Raw genomic sequence first — 14,833 nt, forward strand, 5'->3', positions numbered from 1 at the left:
ACCGAAAATCCACGTTTGCATGATCGACCAGCGCTGTGCTACACGGCAGCGACAGCAAGGTCATTCAATTGTGAAAGCGAGCCTTTCATTCTCGCTTCTATGCTGAACTATGAATGGGAATCGAAAGCATGTTGATGACTACCCGCGCGTTATGCCCCAATTGAGGCATGACGCCGCGTGGTCCGGGCGACTAAATTCCTGAGTACAGGATGCGCAGGTCAAACTACCTGCCGCATATCGTATCCTTGACACTCTGGAGGCGTTAAATGAACAAGCTGCTAATCACCTTGCTTCTGCTCCCGGCTTCCACTGCTTTTGCGCAGGGAATGGCGTTCCCCGATGGGGCGACAACACCTGCCTCAGGCGACATTCAGCAACATATCTCTGGCAAGACATTCGACATAAAGCTCGCCGACAGCAGCACATGGCATGTCCAGTACGACAATAGCGGTGCGTACGACTTCAAGTCGAGCAAGGGATTTGCCGATCACGGCGACTGGACAGCCGAGGACGGCAAGATCTGCAGTAAAGGTAGCAAGATGCCTTACTCCTGCAACGAGGTTCGCATGAAGGGCGATGATCTATACCTCAAGCGGGACAACGGCGAGATCGTCCAGTTCGTCGAGTCGCACTGAACGTCGTCGGGAAGAAGACGTTAGAACGGGCGGCCGCAGCTCGGGGCGCACCTCGTTGCGGAGCTAACCGGAGAGGCTGCCGTATTCTGGTCAGCCGCGACAGCGCAAAGCGAAGTACAACGACAGCACCGGCTGCCGCTATCAGGACGGGTTCTCCCATGCGTTTTCCGGAACGAATTCTTTGCTCGAAAGTTGCGGTTGTGCCGTCACGTTGGGCGTGTATCTGGTTTCTCATGATCGCGTTGGCACTACACTGTCACCCGGCTCACGGACAAAGTCTGCCGAAAGTAGTCGATGTTCCGACCCGTCCCGGCGTCACACAGCGGTTTCTTTTCATTACGCCGGAAGTGCCAAAAGCAGCGGCGATTCTCTACGCCGGAGGGCACGGTGGACTGCAGTTGGACCGGTATGGAACATTTGGATGGGGAGAAGACAATTTTCTCGTACGCACCCGATTGTTGTTCGTCAACAATGGCATTGCAGTAGCGGTCATCGATGCACCGAGTGATCGGCAGTCGTCGCCGTATCTCAACGGTTTTCGACTCACGCGGGAACACGCCGACGATGCGCGTGCCGCAATCGCGTGGTTGAGGGCGCAACTGCACGTGCCGGTGTGGCTGGTCGGCACCAGCCGCGGCACGCAATCCGTCGCAGCAATAGCCATTGCACTGGCCGGTGGTGGCGGTCCCGACGGCATCGTCTTGACGTCCACCATCCTCCGGGACGATAGGGGCGGCGATCCGGTCACGAGCATGCATCTCGCTACCCTCACGATTCCGGTGCTCGTCGTGCACCATCGGGAAGACGGCTGCAGATATTGCCCTGCCTCCGAAACGGATTCACTTATGAAGCAGTTGACCCAGTCGTCCAGAGCTAACCTGATGATCGTGTCGGGAGGCACGTCTCAAGGCGATCCATGCGAACCGTTCGCCTATCACGGCTTCAATGGCATCGAGAGCGACGTGGTCACGGCAATCTCGGCATGGATGCTCGCACGTTGAGCATGCCGGGACAACATTGCTTGCGGCAGGACAGGAATCGTTTGCGACTCACCACCGCCCCCCGCTCTTCGCAACACTTCACAACACTAGTGCTAACATTTGTTGTCGCCACCTCCCCATGACGCCCGCATGCCAGACAGCTTCGATCAGCTTGCCGCGCTCATCCGCGCACGCTTTGCCGAACTGAGTCCACAGTTCCAGACAGGCGCCGCGTTTCTGCTCGATCACCCAGACGAGGTGGCGGTGTCGTCGATGCGCAAGGTCGCCGAGCGTGCCTGCGTGCAGCCCGCGTCGCTCGTCCGGCTCTCGCAGCAACTCGGTTTCCCCGGCTGGAACGAGTTGCGCGCGCTCTTCGTCGCGCGCGTGCGCACACGGCCCGAGCCGCTCGCGAGCCGGGCCCGCTCGCTCGTGGCGGGCAGCGCGAAGGATGCGCTCGCACACGATCTGCTCGCCGCGCAGCAGCACAACCTCGACGCCACTGCGGCGCACAACACGCGCACGATGATCGAGGCCGCGCGGCTGTTGCGCAAGGCAAAGCACGTCAACGTAGCGGGTTTCCGTTCGTGCTATGCGGTCGCGTTCGGGCTTGTTTATGGCTACCGGCTCTTTCGTCCTTCGGTGTCGCTGCTCGCGGGCGAGGCCGGGACACTCGAGATGCAGCTTCTCGGCATCGAGCGCGATAGCGCGACGATCGTGGTCAGCTTCGCGCCTTATTCCGTCGAGGCCGTGCGCGTGGCCGAAGCCGCACTGGAGAAGGGCGGCCGCCTGATTGCAATGACGGACAGCGCGGTATCGCCGATTGCCCTGAACGCCGACAAAGTCCTCATCTTCGCGCACGAAAGTCCGTCGTTCTTCCCGTCGCTTGTGGCGGCGAGCGCGCTGGCTGAATCGCTCGTTGCACACCTGCTGGCGCTGGAGGGCACGGGCGGCGTCGCACAGCTCGAACAGACCGAGCGCTCGCTCAACGCCCGAGGCGCGTACGTGCCGTGAGCGCTCGACGGGCTGTTTTCCGATAGTCCACGCGCGTTTTCCCGTTTTCCAATCCGCAATTTTCGTTTTTCCGCGCGGGCTGTTCCGTTGAACGGAACGGCTGGCGTCGGCGCATCGTCCTCAAATCCATTTGTTGTTTTGTATCTATCATTGACAACATATGTTGAGTGACGTATAAATTTTCTGCTTGAGCCAGGGCGGCTTCGCCGCGAGACGTTTCCCATTGGAAAGTCCCGGCGCGGCCCCGAACGAAGCGAGAACCTCCATGCAGGAACTGCCGTTTTTCCGGATCTCCGGCGCGCCGGAAGCGATTGGGCGCCAACTCGGCGTCCTTGCGAAACCCGTCTTCGACGCCTATATGGCGCAAAGCGCCGCCTGGCGGGCCGTGAGCCGTTGGCGCGGCAGCACGTTCGCGCGGCAACTGCGCGATGCGGCAGAACACTGTTTCCCGGCCTATGTGGCCGAACTCGACGCGATGGCCGACGCGCTCGGCTGGCCCGCGGAAGACCTGTTCCTCTGGAACTGCCGCGGCGAACTGATTCATCGCGCGCCGGACGGCTGCACGACGCTTGCCGGGCCCACGCCGGAAGGGGGCGTGATTGCGCACAACGAGGACGGCGATCCGTTTCTGCGTGGCGGCTGCTTCGTGGTCGAGGTGGTGCCCGAGGGCAAGCCGGGGTTCACGAGCTTCTGCTATCCGGGTTCGCTGCCGGGGCACACATTCGCCGCGACGCGCACCGGGCTTGCCCAGACGATCAACAACGTTCGGATCCGTGAGCCGCGCCCCGGCGTGCCGCGCATGATCCTTGCGCGTGCCGTGCTGGATGCGGCTTCGCTCGACGACGCGCTTGCGCTATTGCGCGACACGCCGCGCGCGAGCGGATTCCATCACACGATCGGCGGTACGGATGCCTCGCACGGTGTGTGCCTGTATAGCGTCGAAGCCACCGCCGCGCGTTGCTCGATCCAGCCGATCAGCGCACCATCGGGCCACGCGAACCACTTGATCCACGCCGGTTGTGAGGGCGAGGCGCAGATCGTCACCGATTCGTCGCGTGATCGCCAGGCGCGTCTTGCTCAATTGCTGCCCATGCATGGCGCGCAACCGGACGGTGCCGCGTTTGTGGACGTCCTGCACGACCGCGGCGGCGACGGACTGCCGATCTTCCGCGACGATCCGCACGATCCCGACGATGAGAACACGCTGGCCACGGCCTGTCTGCGCATTGCAGCGGACGGCGTGAGTTTCGACGTATGGCAGGGCGGCGAACGCGTGCTCGAACGCTTCGTCGCAGCCGATTCGCGCCGCTGAACGCTAGCGCACGTCACGCTCCATTTCGCAAAGAGGGAACCTCATGTCCAAAGTCTTTCATCGCATGCCCAGACAGACGCTACCGGTCGCGGTGGCCGGTGACGGCATCGAAATCATCGATTCGACGGGCAAGCGCTATATCGACGCCAGCGGCGGTGCGGCCGTGTCATGCCTCGGCCACAGCAACGCGCGCGTGATCGAGGCGATCAAGCGCCAGGCGCAGCAACTGCCCTACGCGCATACGTCATTCTTCACCACCGAGGCTTCGGAGCAGCTCGCCGATCACCTCATCGCCGCCGCGCCCGAAGGGCTCGACCACGTCTATTTCGTGTCGGGCGGCTCGGAGGCGATCGAAGCCGCGCTCAAGCTCGCGCGCCAGTACTTCGTCGAAAAGGGCGAACGCGCGCGCCGCCACTTCATCGCTCGGCGCCAGAGCTATCACGGCAACACGCTGGGCGCGCTGGCGATTGGCGGCAATGCGTGGCGCCGCGAGCCGTTCCTGCCGATCCTGATCGAGTCGCACCACGTGAGCCCGTGCTACGCGTATCGCGAACGCCGCGAGGGCGAGACCGACGAAGCCTATGCGCAGCGTCTTGCCGACGAACTCGAACAGAAGATTCTCGAACTCGGGGCGGAGACGGTCGCGGCCTTCATCGCAGAGACGGTTGTGGGCGCAACGGCGGGCGCCGTGCCGCCGGTGCGCGAATATTTCCGCAAGATCCGCGCGGTGTGCGACCGCTATGGCGTGCTGCTGATTCTCGACGAGATCATGTCGGGCATGGGCCGCACCGGTTACCTGTACGCGTGCGACGAGGACGGCGTGGCGCCCGATCTGCTGACCATCGCGAAGGGTCTCGGCGCGGGTTATCAGCCGATCGGCGCGACGCTTGTCAGCAAGCGCATCTATGACACGATCGTCGGCGGCAGCGGCTATTTCCAGCACGGCCACACGTACATCGGACACGCCACCGCGTGTGCGGCGGCGCTCGAAGTGCAGCGCGTGATTGCCGAAGAGAAACTGCTCGATAACGTGCTCGCGCGCGGCGAGCAATTGCGCGCGCGCCTGCGTGAGCGCTACGCGGCGCACCCGTATATCGGCGATGTGCGCGGACGCGGGCTCTTTGTCGGCGTCGAGCTGGTCAAGGACCGCGAAACGCGCGCAACCTTCGATCCTGCGCTGAAACTGCACGCGGCAATCAAGCGCGAAGCGTTCGCGCGCGGTCTGATGGTGTATCCGATGGGCGGCACCGTCGACGGCAAGCACGGCGATCATGTCCTGCTCGCGCCGCCGTTCATTTGCACGGCGCAGGATATCGATACGATCGTGGAACGCCTCGCCGACGCCGTCGAAGGCGCGCTCGTCGCGACCGGCGTAGCGCGATCGGCTTGAAGTGTGCCGCTATCACGGAGTCAACCGATGACGCAATCAAGCAAGCAATCGAGCAAGCAATCGAGCCCACCACGGCTGCCCGCATTCGATGCCGCGCACGCGACGCCCGAGCAGAAGGCCGTGCTCGACGAAATCCTTGCCGGTCCGCGCGGCAATCTGAACGGGCCGTTCCTCGGCTGGATTCACAGTCCGGATCTGGCCCAGCACGCGCAGCGCCTCGGCGCGTTTTGCCGCTACCGCACGGGCTTGCCGCTGCGGCTCTCCGAACTCGCGATTCTTGTGACGGCGGCGCGCTGGCAGGCGCAGGCCGAGTGGTACATCCACTATCCGATTGCATTGCAGGCGGGCGTGCCCGAAGCGCTCGCGCAGCAGATCCGCACGGGCGCCGAGCCGCGCTTCGACGATCCCGACGATGCACTGATCCATGCTTTCGTCACCGAGTTGTACGACGCGAAGCGGGTATCCGACGAGACGTACGCGCGCGCGATGACGCGCTTCGGCTGTGAGGTGACGGTCAACCTGGTCGGTCTGCTCGGTTATTACGCGTTTGTCGCGATGACGCTGAACGTGTTCGAGATGCGCGCCGAGGGGCAGAGCACGCTGCCGTTCGCTGAATAATCGTCCCGGATTACGGTTGCGGCCGCGGTTATGGCTGTGGGTTGGCCGGTCTTTTGTGCATGTCTGAACGCCCCATCCGGTTTTGCCGGTCGGGGCGTTTTGCGTTGATCGGCAGACAGCGCAGATTGCCGGAAAATCCGGCTTGAACGTGTTTACATGACGCTGTTATTTCAATTCCGTTTTTCGAAAAATAGTCAGGCTATGTCGAGAAATCGGCTTGCGGTAATGATGTTGTCAAGATTATTCAAAAAACACTTCATGCAGTAAGTCGAACGGTGGACGCTTCCTGCAAGAATCGCTTTCAGCCTCGGCAATCGCTTTTTTGAGTGTGCCATTATGCCGGGCGTGTGCATGTTATATCTGTATCAATATATGATATTGCGTTGCAACATAATTGGCATGAAAGTTATTGAAACTGTTCGTTCGTTGTATGCCGCCTGAAACCATATGAAGCCTTGCGAAGCCTTATGATGTCATACGTCTGCCCGATACAACCGTTATGCTTCGTCTGCCGGCGACTGGCAGTTCGTGTCGAGTTCGTGTCGAAATTAATGCTCGATGCGTTTCGCATCTCATGGAAAATCCTGATACGAGCGCTTTTTTATAAAAATAACTTGCATTGATTAATTGAGGTTGTTAGTCTTGGCGGACCTAAAAAGACTCCGACAACATTACTGGCAAAGCGGCGTGCGAGCGGGGATCGCTAAACTCATCAGGGTTTGCCTTTATCCTTTTTCCGGGGAACCATATGCGTGATACGACCATCGACATAGCCGCCGACGAGCATTCTGCCGAGGCGGGTATTGGTGACGTCGTCACCCTCAAGTCCGGCGGTCCGCGCATGACCGTCATGCATGCCGGTCCAGTGGGATTTGCCGCGGGTCACTGGCTGATCTGCCAGTGGTTCGACGAACACGGCGAACTGCGGCAGGACATGTTCGCGCAGGACATGGTCCAGAGCGTGCCGCGTTCCATTCCCGCAGCCTCAGTGAAACTGCGCCTGCCCGGCGGCCGCGCTCCGGCCAGCCGCGTCCGGGGTGTTTGAGGCGCCTCAGGCGCATTTCCCGTCCCACACGTCCCACACTATTGCGGCCCCGGCTTCGCAGGGCCGCTACCCCTGTTTCCTCAGCGCTGACCTTCGGCTGCGATTCGCACCGCGAGGCCCGCAAGCACCGTTCCCATAAGCCAACGCTGGATCACGAGCCAGGCGGGGCGTCCCGTGAGGAACGCGGCGATCGTGCCGGCCGTCATGGCCACCGTGGCATTCACGCTGATCGAAAGCGCAATCTGGATCGTGCCGAGCACGAGCGATTGCGCGAGCACGCTGCCGTGCTGCGGATCGATGAACTGCGGCAACAGCGAGAGATACAGGATCGCGACCTTCGGATTCAGCAGGTTCGTTACGACGCCCATCAGGAACAGCTTGCGCGGCCGGTCAGGCGGGAGTTGCCGCACCTGAAACGGAGAGCGGCCACCCGGCCTGAGCGCTTGCCACGCGAGCCACAGCAGATAAACGGCGCCGCCCAGACGCAATGCGTCGTAGGCGACCGGCACCGCCATCACCAGTGCGGTAATGCCGAACGCCGCGCACAGCATGTAGAACATGAAGCCGAGCGCGACGCCGCCGAGCGAGATCAGGCCTGCCTTGCGCCCCTGGCAGATCGAACGTGAAATCAGATAGATCATGTTGGGGCCGGGCGTGAGCGCCATGCCGAGGGCGACAGCGGCAAAGGCGTAAAGCGGGGCGACGTGCGGCATGACAGGCTCCGGTGGCGTTCGGGTACGTAACCGCACAATTAATAGCGCAGGTAGTAACCGGGCTAATAAGCAGGTAAATAAGCCGGTAAATACGCGGGACGGTTTGTACTGCTGGCGAGGTAGTGGCGATTATTTCATGCACGCACACAACGCGCTCGCCCGAAGCGGCCAGTTTGGCCGTCTGGACAAGACGAGGCAGCGTCGAGCCTTAATGCGACGGGCGCTCGTGATCGGCTATCCGCGCCGCGCGTGCGGCGATGCGCTCGGACAGCAAGCGTGAAAACACGCCCATGCCGGCGCGGCGCTGGCGGTCCTTCGTTTCGGCGCCGAGATTCTTCGGCGGATTCGCCTGGAGCGCCCAGCAGAGCGCAAGCACCCAGCCCAAACCCGTCCAGCCGAGTACGGCGTTGAAGAGCGCGAGGACCATCAGGTCGTGACGCCCGCGCCGGTCCGCGATCAGCGCGGGCAGGAAATAGAGCGCAACCGCCGCCACGAGGACGACGATCTCGAAGATAGAGTGACTCGCCATGTCGATCCTCCGAAAACGAGGGGGTGCCGAACCGGGCCAGTGTGTGGCCAGTGGCGACCGGTAATTCATTGTCGCGCCAAACCGGACGACGCGCAGAGCGCGTACCTGGCCGAACGGCCAAAGGGATATCGGCGGGCAGGGCATCGGGGCTATCATCGCTACTTTCTTCGCAGGGGCTCTCCACCATGATTTCCGATTCGACCCAGGCTACCCGGCAACTGGATCACGACGAACTCCGCGTGTTCGTCGAGCGCAAATGGAACGACGAGATCGTCCCCGCCCTGACCGACTACATCGCCATTCCCGCAAAAAGTCCGGCTTTTGACCCGGAGTGGGCGAAGCACGGCTATCTCGAACGCGTCGTCCAGGATGCGGCTCAGTGGGCCGAACAACAACCGGTGCGCGGTCTGAAGCTCGAAATCGTGCGATTGCCGGGCCGCACGCCGGTGATCTTTTTCGAAGCGCCCGCCACGCGCCCGGGCAGCGAGGAGACGGTTGTGCTGTACGGTCACCTCGACAAGCAGCCGGAATTCGCAGGCTGGCGCAACGACCTTGGACCGTGGACGCCGAAGTTCGAAGACGGGCGGCTCTATGGCCGCGGCGGCGCCGACGATGGTTATGCGATCTACGCGAGCGTCACGGCGCTCGCAGCGCTCGACGCGCAGGGCATTGAACGGCCGCGCTGTGTCGGGCTGATCGAGACGTGCGAGGAGTCGGGCAGTTACGATCTGCTGCCGTATGTCGATGCGTTGCGAGATCGGCTCGGCGCGGTCGGGCTCGTGATCTGCCTCGATTCGGGCGCGGGCAATTACGACCAGCTCTGGCTGACCACGTCGCTGCGCGGCCTCGTGTCGGGCGATCTGGAGGTGGAGGTGCTCGAAGAAGGCATCCATTCCGGTTCGTATGGCGGCATTGCGCCGTCGAGCTTCCGCGTGATGCGCCAGTTGTTCGAGCGGCTCGAAGACGCGGCGAGCGGCACGCTGCTGCCCAAGGGATTCCATTGCGCGATTCCCGCGAATCGCATGAGCGAGGCTGAAGCGACGGCGAAGATTCTCGGTGAAAGCGTGTGGAAGACATTGCCGTGGGCATGCGGGCAAGACGGCCGACGCGTGCTGCCCACGACCACCGATCCGCAGCAGGCGCTGCTCGATTCGACGTGGCGCCCGTCGCTTTCCGTGACCGGCGCGGCTGGCTTGCCGGCGCTGGCGGATGCGGGCAACGTGCTGCGTCCGCGCACGGCGTTCAAGTTGTCGCTGCGGCTGCCGCCGCTCGTCGAGGCGTCGAAGGCCGTGGCCGACCTGAAAGCGTTGCTCGAATTCGAGCCGCCCTATAACGCCAAGGTCACATTCAAGCCCGATGCCGGAGCAGCCAACGGCTGGAGCGCGCCCGAACTCGCACCGTGGCTTTCGGATGCGCTCAACTTCGCCTCGCGCGCGCACTACGGCGCCGATTGCGCGTATCTGGGCCAGGGCGGGACGATTCCACTCATGAACGTGCTGCGGGCAGGCTTTCCGAAGTCGCAGTTCATGGTGTGCGGCGTGCTGGGTCCGAAGTCGAACGCGCACGGGCCGAATGAGTTCCTGCATGTGCCGTATGCGAAGAAGCTCACGGCGACGGTGGCGGACGTGATTGCCGCCGCACCTTGATACTGCTGGCGGCGCGAGGAGCGAAAGGCGTACGCCTGGTCTGTCGCGCCGCTTGTTACCGCAGCGACGCAGAGACGCTTCGCTGCGTCACCCGCCAACCGGTACGTCGGTGTGATGGCCGTCATGCCCGCTGTGGCCGCGATGTCCGGTAAGCCATGGCCGGGCGAGCAGCGCCTGCAACGCCGCGCGCGTGGCATCGTCGAATGCGCCGAGGAAGCCGGTTCGCCCGGCGATCAGTGTCGCAACCGGTACGCCGTCGCGGAACACGACGCGATTGCCCGCCATGGCGGGCACTTTCTCGCCGGGCAGCAATATGCCGACCAGATTGAGCGGATCGGCCGCCGAAATGCAGACGAGCGCGCCTTCTTCGGCACCACGTCTCCTCACATCGCGCAGGAGCGCGACGGCCTCCGGCAGGGCGAACTGTTCGCCCGAGAGACCGGTGACGAAACGCCCGCCGCGCAGATGCCCGCGCGCCTCCATGCGATGCAGCACGCGCAGCAGATCGCGCCACGGCGGCAACCAGGACGCCTCGCGGATCAGCAACTGCCAGCAGATCACGCCGTAACGCCGTAGCAGCACGTTCGCGACGTTCTCCATCAGTTCGGGATCCGTGTTCGTGCGGCGTAGCGCCGTGGTAGCGCGCTGCCGTGCGGGTTCGCGTGCCGTTGTCGCCAGGTCGTGTGTCGTGATGCTCCCGCTTTCGCGTCCGCTGTCGGAAGCGGGAGCATCGTGCAGCCTCGCTGCTGCGTCCTTCGCTTCGGGTACGCCACCACGTGCTTCAATCGCATGACCGGCAGGCAGTTCGATGCATCTGAGCACGGCCCAGCGTCCCGCATCGGCCATGCCGCCCACGAGCGGCGCGAAACCGCGTGGCCGTCGGCGTCCGTGGTGTGCGCTGCGCTTCGCTGCAGGTTTCACCAGCGCGCGCAGTCCGGCGAAACTGTCCGCGTTGACCAGTCCCGCCGCGACCAGTTCGCCCAGTGCGTTTTCCAGTTCCACGCCAAGCAGATGTGCGTCGGCGGCCAGTTCGTCGAAGAACATCGCTCCGTGCCGCAACAGCGTTTCGTAGACGCGTCGCGCGCGCGGCCCAAGCGCTGCCGTCTCGGGCGCTTCGAGCAGCGCGGTCCAGCGCGCGAGTTCACGCCGGGGCAGCAGAACGACCGGCGTGCTGCGCACGGTCGTTCCCGACAGCACGCGCCCAGGCAACCGGCCCCATGCGAGCCACCCCGAACGGCACAGTTCGTCGAGCAGCATCGGCGTGAAATCGTCGATGCGCGCAGGCAGGATCTCGTCCTCCCATGCGAGTGCGGGCGCTTCCCAGCCCTCCATCTGTTCGATCACGGCGACGAGCGCGTCGCGGCCCGATCCGCGTGCAGCGGCATCGACATGCTGCCATTCGAACAGGAAGCGCATGAAATCATGGCGCTCGACCGGCTCGATCTCGCGCCGCAGCTTGCGCACCGTATAGCGGTGAATGCGCGCGAGCAGATGGCGCTCGCACCATTGCTCCTCGCGCTCGCCTGGCGTGAAGCGGCCGCGCATTGCCGTGCCCTGCGCTTCGAGCGCCGTGAGCGCAAGCGCGGCAACGCTCGCCTCCAGCGCGAGCGGCCGCGCGACCTGCGCAACCGTCAGCGGACCGAAGCCCGAAAGGCGCGCACGCACCACCTCGATGAGCGCGGCCTCTTCGGTCCACACCGCATCGTATTCGGGCGGCGGTTTGAGCGCGGGTTCGCAGTGGGCCTGCGGATAGATGGCGCGCACGCACGCGAGTCGTTCGGCGCTCACCCATAGTGCGTCGTGTTCCGCAATCGCCATCCGGGTTGCACGGCCCGCCTTCGCCAGCGCGTGCAGCCACTCTGGCCAATCTGCTTCGCGTTGCGTTTCGTGCTCGGCGATGCAGCCGAGCGTGGTGAGCGCGTCGTGCATTTCATCGATATCGCGCGCCTGCGGCCAGGCTTCTTCGCGCACGCTCGCAATCGCCTCCACGTCGAGCGCGCCGAGATCGTCCGCCGATTCGGGATCGCTCCATCGGCGGCTCAACACGGCCTGGGTCCGGCGTTCTTCGAGCGGCGCGTCGTCAAGGAACGCATAAGGGCGCGCCGTGAGAATTTCGGCTGCGAGGGGCGACGGCGCGTTCAGCTCGCGCGACACGAGCCGCACTTCGTGCGCCTCGATACGACGCAGCAGCGCGAGCCAGCCTTCGGTGTCCATAGCGTCGTGCAGACAGTCGTCGAGCGTCTGGTCGACGAGCGGATGTCGCGGAATCTCACGCTCGCCCGCGAGATTTTCGACGCACGCCACCTGATCGGGAAACACCGCCGCGAGCAGATCCTCGCTGCGCATGCGCTGGATCTGCGGCGGTGTCTTGTGTCCGCCGGTCTGGCGCGGCAGCGCGAGCGCGGTCGTCGCGTTCCAGCGCCAGCGCACGCCGAAGAGCGGCGCGTCGAGCAGCGCCTGCACGAGCAGATGTTCGGCCGTATTCGAATGCAGGTAGCGCCACACATCGTCGAGCGCGAAGCTGTGCGCGCCCGTGAGCGAAAGGATGATCGCGTCTTCGGTGGCGGCGGCCTGCAATTCGAAGTTGAACTGGCGGCAGAAGCGCTTGCGTAGCGCGAGCCCCCAGGCGCGGTTGATACGGCTGCCGTAGAGCGAATGGATCACGAGTTGCGTGCCGCCCGATTCGTCGAAGAAGCGCTCCATCACGAGCGTCTCGCGGGTGGGCAAGGCGGTGAGGGCGGCGCGCGCGAGAGAGAGATATTCGGCGATCTGGCGTGCGGGGGCGTCTTCGATTCCGAGCGCTTCGGCGAGCCACTGGCACACGCGTTCGATCGAGGCTGTGGCGGGCTCAGGATCGTTTCTACGTTCACCCTCTGAATTGCAACTAACTGCCCGCCCCGGTTCCCGTCCGGCAGTGGATCGGTCCACGATGTCTTCCGCGGGTTCTGCTGGCAACGCGTCCGGGGCATTTTCGTCCGCTGCGCACAGCACACTTTCGATCTGTGTGCGCAACCGGCCGATCGCAACCGACAGCTCATCGCTGCGCCCCGGTGCCTCGCCCAGCCAGAACGGAATGTTCGGCGGCTGTCCCTGCGCGTCCTCGACACGCACGCGGCCCGCCTCGATGCGCAGAATGCGGTACGACGCATTGCCGAGTTGGAACACGTCGCCCGCAAGGCTCTCGACCGCAAAATCTTCGTTGACCGTGCCGATCTGGAGGCCCTGTGGTTCAAGCAGCACCGCGTAGTCGGCGTTATCGGGAATCGTGCCGCCCGACGTGAGCGCGACGAGCCGTGCACTGCGCCGTCCGCGCAGTACACGGTTGACGGCGTCGCGATGCAGATACGCCGCGCGCGGTCCGTGGCGGCTCGTGTAGCCCTCGGCGAGCATGCGCAGAACCGCATCGAACTGTGCGCGTTCGAGCCGTGCCCAGGGCGTCGCGCGGCGGACGAGTGCGAAGAGCGCATCTTCGTCCCAGCTTTTGCAGGCCACTTCGGCGACGATCTGCTGCGCCAGCACGTCGAGCGGCGCATCGGGCACGGTGAGCCGGTCAAGCTCGCCGCGCCGCACGCAATCGAGCAGCGCGGCGCATTCGACCAGATCGTCGCGCGAAGTCGGGAACAGGCGTCCCTTCGGCACGCCGCCGACCTGGTGCCCCGAGCGGCCGACACGCTGCAAAAAACCCGTGATCGAGCGCGGCGAGCCCATCTGGCAGACGAGATCGACATCGCCGATATCGATGCCCAGCTCCAGCGACGCCGTCGCCACGAGCACGCGCAGGTCGCCGCGCTTGAGGCGCTGCTCGGCGTCGAAGCGGTGCTCGCGGGCGAGGCTGCCGTGATGCGCGGCCACCGCATCGGCGCCGAGCCGGTCCGTGAGATGCCGCGCGACGCGCTCCGCCATGCGGCGCGTGTTGACGAATACGAGCGTCGTGCGGTGCTGCGCGACGAGATCGGCGAGGCGGTCGTAGACGCGCTCCCACACGTCGTTGGCCATCACCGCTTCGAGCGGCACGGGCGGCACCTCGAGCGCCAGATCGCGTGCGCGCGCGTGTCCCGTGTCGACGATTTCGCAGGCGGGCGGCGCATCCGCGTTCGCGCCCATGCCGACGAGAAACCGCGCGACCGTACCGATCGGTTTTTGCGTCGCCGACAGTCCGATGCGCAGGAGCCGCCGGCCGCACAACGCGTCGAGCCGTTCGAGACTCAGTGCGAGATGGCAGCCGCGCTTGTTGCCTGCGAGCGCATGGATTTCGTCGACGATCACGCTGCGCGCGCTCGCGAGCATGCGTCGCCCTGACTCCGAGCCGAGCAGCACATAGAGCGATTCAGGCGTCGTCACGAGGATGTGCGGCGCGCGTTTGCGCAGCGCGGCGCGCTCGGCTTGCGGCGTGTCGCCGGTGCGCACGGCGGTGCGGATCTCGACGGGCGGCAGGCCGAGCCGTGCGAGTTCGTCCGCAATGCCTTCGAGCGGACGCTCCAGGTTGAGCCGGATGTCGTTCGAGAGCGCCTTGAGCGGCGAAACGTAGACGACGAGCGTAGCGTCGGGCAGCGCGCCGCCGTTCGCGAGGCCTTCGCGAACGAGTTCGTCGAGCGCGGCGAGGAACGCCGTGAGCGTCTTGCCGGAGCCGGTCGGCGCGGCGACGAGCGTCGCGCAGCGGCTCGCGATCAGCGGCCAGGCGGCGCGCTGGGCGGCGGTCGGCGACTCGAAGCTGCGCCTGAACCAGCCCGCGACGCACGGATGAAAGCGTGCGAGCGGATCGTCGGCGGCAGCGAAGACACTGCGATCTGGAGCGGAAGAGGGTGAAGTCATGCGCGTGCAGTCAGGGACGTGTCGCGCGTGGTTCCCGCGCGCGCACACGTTGCAGTCTCGCAGCTTTTCTGCGGGCTTGCCGGGCGCCTGCCACGCCGCTCGCAGGACGTGGCCGCGCACCGTGCGATGCGCGGCCTGTTCA

The 14,833-nt window shown here is 64.6% G+C and carries 11 protein-coding genes; 8 read left to right on the forward strand and 3 right to left on the reverse strand.

Annotation, left to right across the window (positions count from 1 at the left end):
- Positions 1 to 266: 266 nt before the first annotated feature.
- The 7 genes from EPN59_RS07770 (at position 267) to EPN59_RS07800 (ending at position 6,991) form a co-directional block, all read left to right on the forward strand.
- Positions 267 to 635 (forward strand): hypothetical protein, encoded by a 369-nt coding sequence (locus EPN59_RS07770; RefSeq protein WP_293041648.1) that lies wholly within the window; start codon positions 267 to 269, stop codon positions 633 to 635.
- A 158-nt stretch (positions 636 to 793) separates the two neighbouring features.
- On the forward strand, positions 794 to 1,636 hold the full coding sequence (locus EPN59_RS07775; RefSeq protein ID WP_293041645.1) for an alpha/beta hydrolase: 843 nt from the start codon (positions 794 to 796) through the stop codon (positions 1,634 to 1,636).
- Positions 1,637 to 1,765: 129 nt separating this feature from the next.
- Positions 1,766 to 2,626 carry a MurR/RpiR family transcriptional regulator gene (locus EPN59_RS07780; protein ID WP_293041641.1) on the forward strand — a complete coding sequence of 287 codons (861 nt, stop codon included), beginning with the start codon at positions 1,766 to 1,768 and terminating at the stop codon, positions 2,624 to 2,626.
- A gap of 265 nt (positions 2,627 to 2,891) precedes the next feature.
- Positions 2,892 to 3,938 (forward strand): C45 family peptidase, encoded by a 1,047-nt coding sequence (locus EPN59_RS07785; RefSeq protein WP_293041638.1) that lies wholly within the window; start codon positions 2,892 to 2,894, stop codon positions 3,936 to 3,938.
- Positions 3,939 to 3,981: 43 nt separating this feature from the next.
- On the forward strand, positions 3,982 to 5,328 hold the full coding sequence (locus tag EPN59_RS07790; RefSeq protein WP_293041635.1) for an aspartate aminotransferase family protein: 1,347 nt from the start codon (positions 3,982 to 3,984) through the stop codon (positions 5,326 to 5,328).
- A gap of 27 nt (positions 5,329 to 5,355) precedes the next feature.
- Entirely contained in the window at positions 5,356 to 5,946 is a 591-nt protein-coding gene (locus EPN59_RS07795; RefSeq protein WP_293041632.1) for a carboxymuconolactone decarboxylase family protein, read from the forward strand.
- 748 nt (positions 5,947 to 6,694) lie between these two features.
- Positions 6,695 to 6,991, forward strand: coding sequence for a YodC family protein (locus EPN59_RS07800; protein WP_293041629.1), 297 nt, complete (start codon positions 6,695 to 6,697; stop codon positions 6,989 to 6,991).
- 80 nt (positions 6,992 to 7,071) lie between these two features.
- Here the strand turns inward: EPN59_RS07800 and EPN59_RS07805 are convergent, their stop codons facing one another.
- Both EPN59_RS07805 and EPN59_RS07810 read right to left on the reverse strand, forming a co-directional pair.
- Entirely contained in the window at positions 7,072 to 7,704 is a 633-nt protein-coding gene (locus EPN59_RS07805; protein ID WP_293041626.1) for a LysE family translocator, read from the reverse strand.
- 208 nt (positions 7,705 to 7,912) lie between these two features.
- Positions 7,913 to 8,233, reverse strand: coding sequence for a superinfection immunity protein (locus EPN59_RS07810; protein ID WP_293041624.1), 321 nt, complete (start codon positions 8,231 to 8,233; stop codon positions 7,913 to 7,915).
- Positions 8,234 to 8,418: 185 nt separating this feature from the next.
- Between EPN59_RS07810 and EPN59_RS07815 the strand changes: the two genes are divergently transcribed.
- On the forward strand, positions 8,419 to 9,879 hold the full coding sequence (locus EPN59_RS07815; protein ID WP_293041621.1) for a M20 family metallopeptidase: 1,461 nt from the start codon (positions 8,419 to 8,421) through the stop codon (positions 9,877 to 9,879).
- A gap of 87 nt (positions 9,880 to 9,966) precedes the next feature.
- Here EPN59_RS07815 and EPN59_RS07820 read toward each other — a convergent pair whose 3' ends face one another.
- The gene (locus EPN59_RS07820) at positions 9,967 to 14,691 is read right to left on the reverse strand and encodes a DEAD/DEAH box helicase (RefSeq protein ID WP_293041618.1); all 4,725 of its coding nucleotides are present in this window, start codon (positions 14,689 to 14,691) and stop codon (positions 9,967 to 9,969) included.
- Positions 14,692 to 14,833 lie beyond the last annotated feature (142 nt).

It is taken from the genome of Paraburkholderia sp. (assembly GCF_004298475.1).
GTDB classification, from domain to species: Bacteria; Pseudomonadota; Gammaproteobacteria; order Burkholderiales; family Burkholderiaceae; genus Paraburkholderia; species Paraburkholderia denitrificans.